9 protein-coding genes are annotated in these 12,640 nt (G+C 64.7%); 3 read left to right on the top strand and 6 right to left on the bottom strand.

Going from position 1 to position 12,640, the window contains the following annotated elements; all coding sequences use genetic code 11:
* Positions 1 to 123 precede the first annotated feature (123 nt).
* Entirely contained in the window at positions 124 to 1,698 is a 1,575-nt protein-coding gene (gene guaA / locus DOM54_RS01390; RefSeq protein ID WP_110708139.1) for a glutamine-hydrolyzing GMP synthase, read from the bottom strand.
* Between the two features lie 130 nt (positions 1,699 to 1,828).
* Entirely contained in the window at positions 1,829 to 3,298 is a 1,470-nt protein-coding gene (gene guaB / locus DOM54_RS01395; RefSeq protein WP_110714650.1) for an IMP dehydrogenase, read from the bottom strand.
* Positions 3,299 to 3,717: 419 nt separating this feature from the next.
* Here guaB and DOM54_RS01400 point away from each other — a divergent pair, with 419 nt between their 5' ends.
* Both DOM54_RS01400 and xseA read left to right on the top strand, forming a co-directional pair.
* Entirely contained in the window at positions 3,718 to 4,485 is a 768-nt protein-coding gene (locus DOM54_RS01400) for a sulfite exporter TauE/SafE family protein (protein WP_206018979.1), read from the top strand.
* Between the two features lie 73 nt (positions 4,486 to 4,558).
* Complete coding sequence (gene xseA, locus DOM54_RS01405) at positions 4,559 to 5,935, top strand: exodeoxyribonuclease VII large subunit (RefSeq protein ID WP_110714651.1); 1,377 nt, start codon at positions 4,559 to 4,561, stop codon at positions 5,933 to 5,935.
* A 14-nt stretch (positions 5,936 to 5,949) separates the two neighbouring features.
* Here xseA and DOM54_RS01410 read toward each other — a convergent pair whose 3' ends face one another.
* Entirely contained in the window at positions 5,950 to 6,756 is an 807-nt protein-coding gene (locus DOM54_RS01410; protein WP_110714652.1) for an NAD(P)H-dependent oxidoreductase, read from the bottom strand.
* A gap of 102 nt (positions 6,757 to 6,858) precedes the next feature.
* On the opposite strand from DOM54_RS01410, the gene DOM54_RS01415 reads away from it, so the two are divergent.
* Entirely contained in the window at positions 6,859 to 7,806 is a 948-nt protein-coding gene (locus tag DOM54_RS01415) for a LysR family transcriptional regulator (protein WP_110714653.1), read from the top strand.
* Positions 7,807 to 8,163: 357 nt separating this feature from the next.
* Here the strand turns inward: DOM54_RS01415 and glrR are convergent, their stop codons facing one another.
* The 3 genes from glrR to DOM54_RS01430 all read right to left on the bottom strand — a co-directional run bounded on the left by glrR (position 8,164) and on the right by DOM54_RS01430 (position 11,834).
* The gene (gene glrR / locus DOM54_RS01420) at positions 8,164 to 9,543 is read right to left on the bottom strand and encodes a two-component system response regulator GlrR (protein ID WP_110714654.1); all 1,380 of its coding nucleotides are present in this window, start codon (positions 9,541 to 9,543) and stop codon (positions 8,164 to 8,166) included.
* Positions 9,544 to 9,747: 204 nt separating this feature from the next.
* Complete coding sequence (locus DOM54_RS01425; protein ID WP_110714655.1) at positions 9,748 to 10,290, bottom strand: hypothetical protein; 543 nt, start codon at positions 10,288 to 10,290, stop codon at positions 9,748 to 9,750.
* Positions 10,275 to 11,834, bottom strand: a complete 1,560-nt coding sequence (locus DOM54_RS01430) for a sensor histidine kinase (RefSeq protein ID WP_240613724.1) — start codon at positions 11,832 to 11,834, stop codon at positions 10,275 to 10,277. The genes DOM54_RS01425 and DOM54_RS01430 overlap by 16 nt, the downstream gene beginning before the upstream one ends.
* Positions 11,835 to 12,640 lie beyond the last annotated feature (806 nt).

The raw sequence follows: 12,640 nt of genomic DNA on the forward strand, positions 1-12,640 counted from the left end.
AGAAAAAGCAATTTAATAATTGTTACCAGACTTCGTCTCATTGAGCAAGAAAGCAAGCAAAAAGCCCGCTCGATGGCGGGCTTTTTAACGCATAACGACAGTGAGCCTTGAACCTTTAGAAAATCACTCCCACTCGATCGTCGCCGGCGGCTTGCTGCTGACGTCGTAGGTCACGCGCGATACACCGCTGATTTCGTTGATGATGCGGTTGGAGACTTTCTCCAGCAGCTCATACGGCAGGTGGGCCCAGCGGGCGGTCATGAAGTCGATGGTCTCGACGGCGCGCAGGGCGATGACCCATTCGTAGCGGCGGCCGTCGCCGACCACGCCGACCGATTTCACCGGCAGGAAGACGGCAAATGCCTGGCTGGTCTTGTGGTACCAGTCGGCGTTGTGCAGCTCTTCAATGAAGATGGCGTCGGCTTCGCGCAGGATGTCGGCGTACTCCTTCTTCACTTCGCCGAGGATGCGCACGCCCAGGCCCGGCCCCGGGAAGGGGTGGCGGTAGACCATGTCGTAGGGCAGGCCGAGTTCGAGGCCGAGCTTGCGCACTTCGTCCTTGAACAGTTCGCGCAGCGGTTCGACCAGCTTGAGCTTCATGGTCTCGGGCAGGCCGCCAACGTTGTGGTGCGACTTGATGACGTGGGCCTTGCCGGTCTTGCTGGCGGCGGATTCGATCACGTCCGGGTAGATGGTGCCCTGGGCGAGGAAGTCGACGCCGTCGATCTTGGCGGCTTCGCGGTCGAACACGTCGATGAAGGTGTTGCCGATAATCTTGCGCTTGGCTTCGGGGTCGTTCTCGCCACCCAGGTTGCCGAGGAATTCATCTTCGGCGTCGACCCGGATCACCTTGACGCCCATATGGCTGGCGAAGGTTTCCATGACCTGGTCGCCTTCGTTCTTGCGCAGCAGGCCGTTGTCGACGAACACGCAGGTAAGCTGGTCGCCGATCGCCTTGTGCAGCAGCGCCGCAACCACAGAGGAGTCGACACCACCGGAGAGGCCGAGCAGCACGTGGCGGTCACCGACCTGCTCGCGCACGCGCTCGGTGAGGTCTTCGATGATCTGCGCCGGGGTCCAGAGTTTTTCCGCCTGGCAGATATCCAGCACGAAGCGTTCGAGGATGCGCTGGCCCTGCAGGGTGTGAGTCACTTCCGGGTGGAACTGGACGCCGTAGAAGCGCTTTTCCGGCCAGGTCATGGCGGCGATGGGGCAGCTCGGCGTGGAAGCGGTGACGGTGAACTCCGCCGGGGCGCGGGCGACCTTGTCGCCGTGGCTCATCCACACGTCAAGCAGCGCGCCACCATCGTGATCGACATGGTCCTTGATCCCGCCGAGCAGGTCGTCTTCCGCGGAAACGCTGATCTGGGCGTAGCCGAACTCGCGCTTGTTGGAGCCTTCGGTGGCGCCGCCGAGCTGTTCGGCCATGGTCTGCATGCCGTAGCAGATACCGAACACCGGCAGGCCCATCTCGAACACGCATTCCGGCGCGCGCGGCGAGCCCAGTTCGGAGACCGATTCCGGCCCACCGGAGAGGATGATGCCGTTGGGATTGTATTCGCGGATCTCTTCTTCGGTGATATCGAAGGCGCGGATCTCGGAGAACACGCCGATCTCGCGCACGCGACGGGCGATCAGCTGCGTGTACTGGGAGCCGAAGTCGAGAATCAGGATCTTGTGCGAATGGATGTCGGTCATGAAGGGGCCACCGCCGTAAGGGTTTCAATTGCCGAGACAAAAGCACGGCCGGAAAAGAATGAAGAGGAAAGAGCGAAGGGGAAAGATGCACTTCCCACTTCTCCCTTCCCTCTTCCGACTAACGGGTCAATCACGCGCCGCGATAATTCGGCGCTTCTTTGGTGATCTGCACATCGTGTACATGCGACTCGGTAATGCCCGCACCGGTGATCTTGACGAACTCCGGCAGCGTGCGCATCTCGTCGATGTTGTGGCAGCCGGTGTAGCCCATGGAGGCGCGCAGGCCACCCATCATCTGGTGAACGATGGCGCTCATCTGGCCCTTGTAGGGCACGCGGCCTTCGATACCTTCCGGCACCAGCTTCTCGACGCCTTCGTCCTTGCTCTGGAAGTAGCGATCCGAGGAGCCCTGGGTCTGGGACATCGCCCCCATGGAGCCCATGCCGCGATAGGCCTTGTAGGTGCGGCCCTGGAACAGCTCGACTTCGCCCGGCGCTTCCTCGGTGCCGGCGAGCATGCTGCCGAGCATCACGGTGCTGGCGCCGGCGACGATCGCCTTGGCGATATCACCGGAGTAGCGCACGCCGCCATCGGCGATCAGCGGGATGTCGAACGGCTTGAGCGCTTCGGCGACGTTGGCGACGGCGGTGATCTGCAGCACGCCGACGCCGGTGACGACGCGGGTGGTGCAGATGGAACCGGGGCCGATACCGACCTTGACCGCGTCGGCGCCGGCTTCGGCCAGAGCGACGGCGGCGTCACCGGTGGCGATGTTGCCGCCGATCACCTGCAGTTCCGGGTAGTGCTCCTTGACCCAGCGCACCCGGTCGATGACGCCCTTGGAGTGGCCGTGGGCGGTATCGACGACCAGCACGTCGACGCCGGCTTCGACCAGCGCGGCGATGCGGTCCGGGGTTTCCGGGCCGGTGCCGACGGCAGCGCCGACCAGCAGGCGGCCATCGGCGTCCTTGGCGGCCATCGGGTAGGTGCGGGCTTTCTCGATGTCACGCACGGTGACCAGGCCGCGCAGGTGGAAGTCCTTGTCGACGACCAGGATCTTCTCGATGCGGTTTTCCTGCAGCTTGGACTTGATCACGTCAAGCCCGGTGCCTTCGAGCACGGTGACCAGCTTGTCGCGCGGAGTCATGATCGCTTCGACGCTGTCGCTGTGGTCCGGCTGGAAGCGCATGTCGCGCCCGGTGACGATACCGACCAGGGTCTCGCCCTCGACCACCGGGAAGCCGGAATAGCCGTACTCCTTGGCCATCTCCAGCAGGTCCTGCAGCTTGGCGTTGGGACCGACGGTGACCGGGTCCTTGACGATGACGCTCTCGTGCTTCTTGACCTTGCGGACCTCGGCGGCCTGCTGGGTGATCGACATGCTCTTGTGGATGATGCCGATGCCACCTTCCTGCGCCATCGCGATGGCCAGGCGCGCTTCGGTGACGGTATCCATGGCGGACGAGAGCAGCGGGATATTGAGGGTCAGCTTGCGGGTCAGGCGGGACTTGAGTTCGACGTCTCTGGGCAGGACATCCGAGTAGCGGGGTACGAGTAATACGTCATCGAACGTAAGAGCTTCTTGCGCTATACGTAGCATGGTCGGAAACCCAATTGGCAGGTGGTGGGGAGCCTGTAACAGCCTGCGGCACCGCGATGAGGCATGCAGTGGGACCGAATCGGGGCCGCGAAAAGTTAATCGCGCATTATAGTCGTTTGGTCGGTGCCTCTCAATGGCAATCGCGCCGGGAAGCCAAGGCGAGGGCGGCAGAAAGCGGCCCGTGTGAGGCTTGTCGGTATCGATTACCCCGGCCGATGTTTCGCCGGGTCATGGCCATGTCTTGCCGGCGTCGAGTGCCCAGCCCGCTCCGAGGGCGCTCTCCGCAAGCCCCCTCGATACACCAGGCGCATCGGGCACGGGAGCAAGGTGACGGCGACTGCAAGACCGGGGATAGTTTCCGTATCGATATAGGCTGCTCGCGGCCCAAGCCGCTACCTCATGCCCAAGGGGTACCTACCTTGAATAGCACACTGATCTTTTCCAACCTCGACACGACCCAGTACCTTGGCGTGGCGGCGACTGCCTTCCTGGCCTCGGTGATCGGCGGTATCAGCGGTTACGGCACCGGCTTGTTGCTGCCGCCGATTCTGATTCCGATGATCGGCCCCGAGGCGGTCGTTCCGGTCGTCAGCCTGTCGGCGCTGATCACCAATGCCAGCCGCGTCGCCGCCTTTCGCCATCAGTTCGACCGCACTCGAGCGTTTTGGGTGGTGGCCTTCGCCCTTCCCTTCTGCCTACTCGGCGCCTACGGCTACACTCGGCTCTCCGGCCCGATGATCAGCGTGGGGCTCGGGCTGCTGTTGATGCTGATCGTGCCGTTGCGGCCACTGCTGGTGCGGCGCCACGGCCATCTGGGCAGGCCGGGGTTGGCGATCGGCTCGGGTGGCTACGGGCTACTGATGGGCGGGACGTCGGGCTCCGGCGTGGTGCTGATCTCGCTGCTGCTCTCGGCGGGCCTGACCGGTGCCAGCGTCATCGCCACCGATGCCGGGATCTCCTTCATGCTGGGCATCGCCAAGGTATCGATGTTCCAGGCCGCGGGGGCGCTGACGCCAGCGCTCTGGGCCATGGCCCTGCTGATCGGCGTCTGTGCCGTCCCGGGCACGTTTCTCGCCAAGCGACTGGCACGACGTCTCTCCCTGCGCTCCCACTCCCTGATCCTGGATGGCGTGGTCGTGCTGGGCGGGTTGCTGCTGGTGATTGAGGGCGGCAAGGAGCTGCTGTAGCCTTGCGCGCCCAAAGGCGCGTCGATGCTACACTGCCCGCCAATCACTCCAACGCCATCGACCAGGCTCCCGGATGCCCGATAACGCCCCAGCTCCCCTCTCCGTCAGCGATCTCAACCGCCAGGCCCGCCAGATGCTGGAGCGCGGCTTCGGCGACTGCTGGGTCGAGGGCGAGATTTCGGGGCTGGCGCGGCCCGCGTCCGGGCATATCTACTTCAGCCTGAAAGACGCCAGGGCCCAGCTCAAGTGCGCGTTCTTCCGCAACCGGGCGAGCCTGTCGCGCACGCCGCTGAAGGATGGCGACCGGATCAAGGTTCGCGGCCGCGTCTCGATCTTCGAGCCGCGTGGCGACTACCAGTTGATCGTCGATGCCGTGCAGCCCAGCGGCGAAGGCGAACTGATGGCGGCTTACGAACGGCTCAAGCGCCAGTTGAGCGCCGAGGGCATGTTCGCCAACGCGCGACCGCTGCCCTACCCGCCCCGCCATCTGGCCCTGATCACCTCGCCCACCGGCGCCGCCATTCGCGATGTGCTGGCGGTGCTGCAGGCGCGCTGGCCGATGGTGCGCGTCAGCGTGTTCCCGTCGCCGGTGCAGGGTCGCGAGGCACCGCCGGCGCTGATCCGCGCGCTGGCCTTGGTCAATCGCCAGGCACGTTATGAATCAGCACGACAGGATGCCGAGCGTTCGGCGACCGAGCCGTTCGATGCGATCCTGATCACCCGCGGCGGTGGCAGCCTGGAAGACCTGTGGGCGTTCAACGACGAACATCTGGTCCGGGCGATCCACCACTCGGCGCTGCCGGTGATGGCCGCTATCGGCCACGAGGTCGACACGACCCTGGCCGAATTTGCTGCCGATGTGCGGGCGCCGACCCCCTCCGCCGCCGCCGAACGGCTGGTGCCGGATCGCCGCGATCTCGAGGCAAGGCTGAGTCAGCAGCGGAGAAGGCTCCTTCAGGCGTGGCGCGGGCGCTTCAATGTGGAATCCCAGCGCCTCGATCACCTGCGTGCGCGGCTGCGCCACCCCGGTGAACGGCTCGCCCAGCAGCGCCAGCGTCTGGCGGGGCTGGATCGTCGCCTGCAACTGGCGATGCAGCAGCGCCTGCAGCGGGATCGTCAGCGGCTCGAGGCCGCCACCCGGCGCTTCGCGCCCCACGACCCGCGCCGTACCTTGCGCCAATCGCGGGAGCGCGTGAACCAGCTACGCCAGCGACTGGAGAGCGCCCAGCAGCGTCAGTTGCAACGGGAACGCCATCGGCTCGAAGGGGTCGCACGGGAGCTCAACGCGGTCAGCCCGCTGGCCGTGCTGGGGCGGGGCTACTCGATCCTGCAGGACGACGACGGCCAGGTCGTGCGTGCCGCCAGCCAGACCCAGCCGGGCCAGACGCTCACCGCCCGCCTCGGCGAGGGCCGCCTGAAGCTGGAGGTGAAGCGGCGGTTGAAGCGCTGAGCCATTCGCGGCCGCTAAGCGAGCCGCTCTTCGGGATCCCCCGGCTGTACCAGATGGATTCGCGTCCCGCCCTCGCCTTGACCCAACCCAGGTTTGAGCCGCTGATCGGTATCGTAGTGCCCGCCGTTCTGGCACCGGAAAGGGATGGGCGCGTCGCTGAACAACCCCGCCAAGCGCTGCTCGAGATCCGTCGCTACCTGCTGCCAGCCGGCATCGTCCAGGCGGTCGCTCGAATAGACCGGGAACGGCGGCATGACCGCCAGCCCGGGGTAGAACAGCGTGCCGTGCTGGATCGGCCACAGAATCTCCTCCAGGCTGCCATTGACGCCGCGATCGCTGTAGTGGGGCGCGCGCCCGCCGATCGGCAGGATCAACATCGCCCGACGACCGGCCAGCACGCCTTCGCCGTAACGGTCGCCCCAGCGTTCCCCACCGTGTTCACCGACCCCGTAGGCAAACCCGAAAGCGAACACCCGATCGACCCAGCCCTTGAGAATCGCGGGCATGCCGAACCACCACAGCGGGAAGCTGAACAGCACCGCGTCGGCCCACAAGAGCTTCTGCTGCTCGGCGGCGATATCGAGTGTCTGGGTGTCGGAGGCATAGGCGTGGCGCGACTCGGCGATGTAGCTCAGGCGCTCCGGGTCGACGGTGTCGATGAAATCCTCGCGATCGGCGCTCGCCTTCCACCCCATGGCGTAAAGGTCCGAGACCTGCACCTCATGCCCCTGCGCCTGCAGGAACTCCACCGCCAGGTCCTTCAACGCGCTGGTCAGCGACTGGGGCTCGGGGTGGGCGTGGACGATCAGAATATGGCTCATGGTCCGGTTACTCGTTTTGGAAATGATCGGGTTCGGACCCTGATCTTGAGACGTCATCTGGTATTGTAGAAATCCGATATTTTATGGCCTGGTATCAATAGAATGGATATCGAACGACTGGACCTGAATCTGCTGGTGACCCTCGACACCTTGCTGGTGGAGCGCAATGTCAGTCGCGCCGCCAAGCGGCTGCATCTCAGCCAGCCGGCGATCTCCACCCGCCTGACCCGGCTGCGCGAGCTGCTGGGCGACCCGCTGCTGCTGCCCGCCCAGCGCGGCATGATCCCCACCCAGCGCGCGCTGGAGCTTCAGGCGCTGCTGCACGCCGCCATCGAGGGCGTGCGCCAGGTCATCGCCACCGGCAGCCCGTTCGACCCGGCCACGGCACGGGCCACGGTCGCTATCGCCGCCAGCGACTATGTGCAGTACTCGGTCCTGATGCCGCTGGCACTGACCCTGAGCCGGGAGGCACCGGGGCTCAGGATCGCCTGGCGGACGATCGACACCGGGCTCCTGGAGGCGCAGATGGCGCGTGGAGAAGTCGATCTGGCCCTGACCACCCCCGGAACGGCGCCGGAAAACCTGCGCATGCGCACGCTCTATCGCGAGGAGTACGTCGCCATCGTGCGCCCGGACCACCCTGCCTTGTCGGAACCGCTCGATCTCGACACCTTTTGCCGGCTGGAGCACGTCATCGTCTCGCCGGCAGGCGGCGGCTTTCACGGTCCCGTGGACGACGCCCTGGCCGCCGTCGGCCGGTCCCGCCGCGTGGCCCTGTCGGCGCCGGGATTCCTGGTGGTGCCGGAGATCGTTGCGCGCAGCGACATGATCGCGCTGGTCCCCACCCGGGTCGCCGGGGACCGCGTCGGCCGGGTCCGGCTGCTGGCCCCGCCGCTACCCGTCCCCGGCTTCGACATGGCCATGGTCTGGCACGAGCGCACCACCACCCACCCGCTGCACCGATGGCTGCGCCAGCGGATCGGCGAGTTGGTTTCGGCTTCGGGGAAGGATGGCGGGGAGATGCCGGTACCTGCGCCACCCGGCACCTGAGTCGGCGTCGTCTGGGAAATCGATGATCGATCGCCAGGCAAAAATCGGCGGTAGATCGTCAGGATTGACGATCGGGACAGTGCGACGGCATGACCTACGAGCGGATATCGCGAGTCAAAGACGGACCGGGCTGGCGTACCAGTCCAAGCCGGGTAAATGAGTAGCGTGACCGGACTGACTGGGGGACGCCGGATAGGCGAGAGCGGGCGGCTTTCAGCTACAACGCAGAGCGGCGAAATAAAAAGCCCGATTCGACAGTGTCTTGCCGAATCGGGTGATCGCCCATCGAGGGGGTCGTGTCGTTTCAGTGGGCCGGCTGCCACGCCTTGGCGCGTTCGGAGTGCCGGCCGGCGGAGATCAGCCAGCCTGCTCCGGCATCGCGCTCGGCTTGAAGCTGCCGGGATCGAGGTCGTGGCGCGCGAGCAGCTTATAGAAGTCGGTACGGTTACGCCCGGCGATGCGTGCCGCCTGGGTGACGTTGCCCTCGGTGATCTTGAGCACCTTGATCAGGTAGCCACGCTCGAAGCCGGCGCGCGCCTCGCTGAACGAGGGCAGCGCGTTCTCCTCGGCGGCCAGCGCCTGGGAGACCAGCGCTTCCGGAATCATCGGCGTGCTGGTCAGCGCCACGCACTGCTCGACCACATTGACGAGCTGGCGCACATTGCCCGGCCAGCCGCTGGAGGCGAGCAGGTTGAGCGCCTCGGGCGAGAAGCCCTTGACGAACGGCTTATGCCGCGCGGAAACCTGCGCCACCATGTGCTTGGCCAGCAGCGGGATGTCCTCGGCGCGATCCCGCAGCGGGGGCAGCTTGAGATTGACCACGTTGAGGCGGTAGTAGAGATCCTCGCGGAAGTCGCCTTCGTGCATGGCACGGTCGAGATCGCGGTGGGTCGCGGAGATGATTCGCACGTCGATCGGGAACGACTTGGTGCTGCCCAGCGGGCGGACCTGGCGCTCCTGGAGCACGCGCAGCAGCTTGACCTGCAACGGCAGCGGCATGTCGCCGATCTCGTCGAGGAACAGCGTACCGCCGTCAGCGGCCAGGAACAGCCCCTCGTGCTGGCTGACCGCGCCGGTGAAGGCGCCCCGGGCGTGACCGAACAGTTCGCTCTCCAGCAGTTGCTCCGGGAGCGCGCCGCAGTTGATCGCCACGAACGGCTTGTCGGCGCGGGGGCTGGCCTGGTGCATCGCGTTGGCCAGCAACTCCTTGCCGCTGCCGCTAGGGCCGGTCAGCAGCACGCTGACGTCGGAGGCGGCGACCATGTAGGCCTGCTCGAGAATACGCTCCATCTGCGGGCTGCGGGTGATGATCTGGGATCGCCACGCCTCGCCCCCCTCGCCGCGGGTGGTCGGCGTCTGCTTGAGCGCCTCGTCGATCGCCTCGAACAGCTCGTCGCGATCGACCGGCTTGGTCAGGAAACTGAAGACGCCCTGGCGCGTGGCGCTGACGGCATCCGGGATCGAGCCATGGGCGGTGAGGATGATCACCGGCATCCCCGGCATGCGACGCTGCAACTCATGGAACAGCGCCAGGCCGTCCATCTCGTCCATTCGAAGATCGGATAGCACCAGGTCCGGCGAGGTCTCTTCGATATGCGTCAGCGCTTCGCGACCGCTCTCGGCGGTGGTCACGCGGAACCCGCGGCTTTCCAGACGCATCCCGAGCAGCTTCAGCAGGCTGGTATCGTCGTCGACCAGCAGAATGTGAGCCGTTGTATCGCTCTTGCCGGGTTGCATGGCCGGCGTTCGTACCGGGCGGGGCTTCTGAGCTTCTGTATTCAATGACATGGGATTGGCACCTCCTGCCACCGCTTGTACCTTATCGCTGCCGATCAGGCTGTGTCACGTTCGTTGTGACGCGGTCGCGCGCGCCGATATGGCCTGGCATCGCGCGGATGGCTTGGTTTGACGTGAGTGTTGTCGTGCGCAGCTTGCGCGTTGTCAGTCGCGGGCGTTGATCGTCCGCTCGATATCGGTCAACGCTTCCAGCTTGTCCGACATCTCCTTGAGCTGTTGCCTCAGCTTCTCGTTTTCCTGCTTCAGTGCCCGCGTATCGTTGTCTACCGCCCGATGGCTCCCGTTCGTGCCTCGCGAGGCATAGAGTTGTCGACGCTCTTCGAGTTCGTTCAGCCATTGCTGCAGCAGAGGCTGCAATCGGGCAGGTGCCGAACCGATCGAGGCCTTGTAGAAATTCGAGGCCTGGGCCCATTGAGCGGGGCCATCCCAGGAGAGCACCACGGCTCGCACGGCCTTCTGGTCCATGCGGCTGCGACCGACCCGCTCCAGCACCTCGTCGCGCCACTCGTCATCGCCCCGCTGCGCTTCCAGCCCGAACGCGACCCAGGAGTCGACCAGGCAGACATTGTCGGCGTAGGAGGGAATGTCGCCGCAGCCATACTGCCTGGGTTCGCTGGACAATGACTGGCAGCCCGCCAGTGCCATCATGCCGAACAGGGCGAGCGTCGTTCTTATCTGACTGACCATGTTTCTTTCCTTGCCTCACCGCCCGGAAACGTATCGTCCGGCGCGGCCTCATTATCGTGTTGCGCGCCGCGCAGCGGCGCGCTGGCCCACGGTAGCGTGAGCCGGAAACAGACGGGCAATTCGGTATCATCCACCAGCGCCAGCTTCCCGTCCTGCAATCGAGCGCAGTCCGCGGCGACCGAGAGTCCGATACCGGAGCCCTTGAGCGGCCCCTTCCGACGCGCGCTGCCCTGATAGAACGCTTCGAACAGGTGCTCGCGATCCAACTCGGCAATGGGCTCCCCGCTATTGGCGACATCCAGTGCCAGCCAGTCACGCTGGTGGGTGGCGCGAATCACCAGTTCGCCACCGTCGCTGCCATAGGCGATCGCGTTGGAGATCAGGTTGTCCAGCACCCGGGCCGTGCGCTCCCGATCCGCCTGCCAGGTCAGCGGATGATGCGGACTCCGGACCTGCATGCCCTTGTTGTCGAGTGCCAGGCGGTGCTTGGAGAGAACCTCCTGGATGACCGTGGCGACATCGAACTGGGTGACCTTCATTCGACGACTGTTCTGCAGCAGATTGTAATCCAGAAGCTGCTCGATCAAGGTCTGCAGCTCCAGGCCATTTTCATCGATCAGCCTGACGACCTCGCTCTGGCGTTCGTTGAGTTCCCCGGCCACGCCGTCGGACAACAGTGACGTGCCCTCGCGAACGCTGGCCAGCGGCGTTTTCAGCTCGTGCGACATGTGGCGCAGGAACTGCTGCTTCTGCGCTTCGAGCTCGGACAAGCGCCCCGACAACCAGGTCAGCCGCTCGCCCAATTGGACCAGCTCGGCGGGCCCCTGGATGCGGGTCGGCGTGTCACTGTGATCGCCACTGCCGAGGCCGAAGATCCGTCGCTCGAGTTGGCGGATCGGGCGAGTGATCAGCCAGGTGAAGAACAGCATCAGCATCAGGCTGGCGGAAACCAGGGCAGCGGTCTGCATCCACAGCCGAGCCTTCACCGCGTCGGCCTGTTCGCGGATATCGGCGATGCGCGCGTCGATCAGGTCGTTGGTGGCGTCCCTCACCGCATCGGACTCCGCGGCAAATCCCGAGAACCGCTGCAAGAACGCGCCCATATCATCGTCAACCGAGGACGACGGCAGCACCCGAAGTTGGCGGAAGCGCTCGACCAGCGACTGAAAGTCTGGGTTGTCGCGCATCAGCGGCTCGTGCTGTTGGAGCAGTTCACCGAACTGTCGGGCCTTCTGATTGTAGATATCGCGCAGGCCCTCCTCCTCGATCACCGCATACTGGCGGGCGCTGCGCTCCATCTGCAATGCCAGCGAGCTCAGCATGCGCGCGCGGCGGGTCTCCTCGACGGCTTGACGAGCGCTCTGGTCAGCCAGGCTCGAGAGCTGCGACAACGCCTGACCGGCCTGAAACATCAGCACGGCTATCGGCAGCATGACGACGACGAAGGCAAGCAACACCAATTGCAGAAGCGAGCGAGGCCGCCAACGTCGGGAGAGCTCGGTGGTCATGAGATTCGCTCTGTGCAGGATACCCATTGGGGTCATGGATCGTTCCGCAAGGATAACATCTTTGTTGAAAGCCCATTCAGATCGAACCGTTGAGCGCGAATCCGAATCTCATCCGCCGGTCGACAGTGCCGGTACCGATCGTGGGCGGGGAATCCACTCAAAAAAAGAGGGCCGGCAGAGCCGGCCCAAGGTACGCAGGGAACTGAAGGGTCGAGAACGACCTTGAAACACTGCCTGAATCAGCTATTCGAGATCGCTCCCGTGGCCCGAAGGCCCCGAAGCCAGTATTCGACTGAGCCATTCAGGGGCTACCGAATACCGGGGCGGCGAACCGCCTGCTTCGTCTTCGCGCCGGTCGCCGGAGTGTGGTCCGGCGGCCGGCTGCAATGGGTCCCCTCTCACGAGGGGGAAGGCATCCTTGCCGGGGCATCCTTGCCCAAGTGGTGCATCTCCTTGCCCGATGGGCCGCACCCGTCTCATCGCAACCTAAGTCACACATCGCGTGGAGCGGACGCTGACGAATCCTGAAGGCCCTGCACAGGGTAGTCGAGGCACCTGCCAGGATTCGGCGAGACAAGTCCGAGGACATCGTCTCGTCGCTCTCGATCTAGATTATTGCGATAGCCGTGCCAACATTCTAAAGAACGATAAATATCATATACTTAAATTCACAACCTTTCATGTATTCACGCCGTTGGCCACCGATGGCCGCGGAAGGACGAAAAAAAAGGGTCGAAAACGTCGGCTTTGACCGACGCTTTTTGACCCTTTCTCTTCTATTTCAATAAAATCATATACTTGACGCGTCTCCATTTGGAGACGCCGTGATGAGAAACTGCCCG

It is taken from the genome of Salinicola acroporae, assembly GCF_003206615.1.
Lineage (GTDB): Bacteria > Pseudomonadota > Gammaproteobacteria > Pseudomonadales > Halomonadaceae > Salinicola > Salinicola acroporae.

Coding starts and splice junctions, on each gene's coding strand:
- DOM54_RS01410 (WP_110714652.1), bottom strand. CDS start 6,756: ATGAGCCATATTCTGATCGTCCACGCCCACCCCGAGCCCCAGTCGCTG.
- xseA (WP_110714651.1), top strand. CDS start 4,559: ATGCCCGATAACGCCCCAGCTCCCCTCTCCGTCAGCGATCTCAACCGC.
- glrR (WP_110714654.1), bottom strand. CDS start 9,543: ATGCAACCCGGCAAGAGCGATACAACGGCTCACATTCTGCTGGTCGAC.
- guaA (WP_110708139.1), bottom strand. CDS start 1,698: ATGACCGACATCCATTCGCACAAGATCCTGATTCTCGACTTCGGCTCC.
- DOM54_RS01430 (WP_240613724.1), bottom strand. CDS start 11,834: ATGACCCCAATGGGTATCCTGCACAGAGCGAATCTCATGACCACCGAG.
- DOM54_RS01415 (WP_110714653.1), top strand. CDS start 6,859: ATGGATATCGAACGACTGGACCTGAATCTGCTGGTGACCCTCGACACC.
- DOM54_RS01425 (WP_110714655.1), bottom strand. CDS start 10,290: ATGGTCAGTCAGATAAGAACGACGCTCGCCCTGTTCGGCATGATGGCA.
- guaB (WP_110714650.1), bottom strand. CDS start 3,298: ATGCTACGTATAGCGCAAGAAGCTCTTACGTTCGATGACGTATTACTC.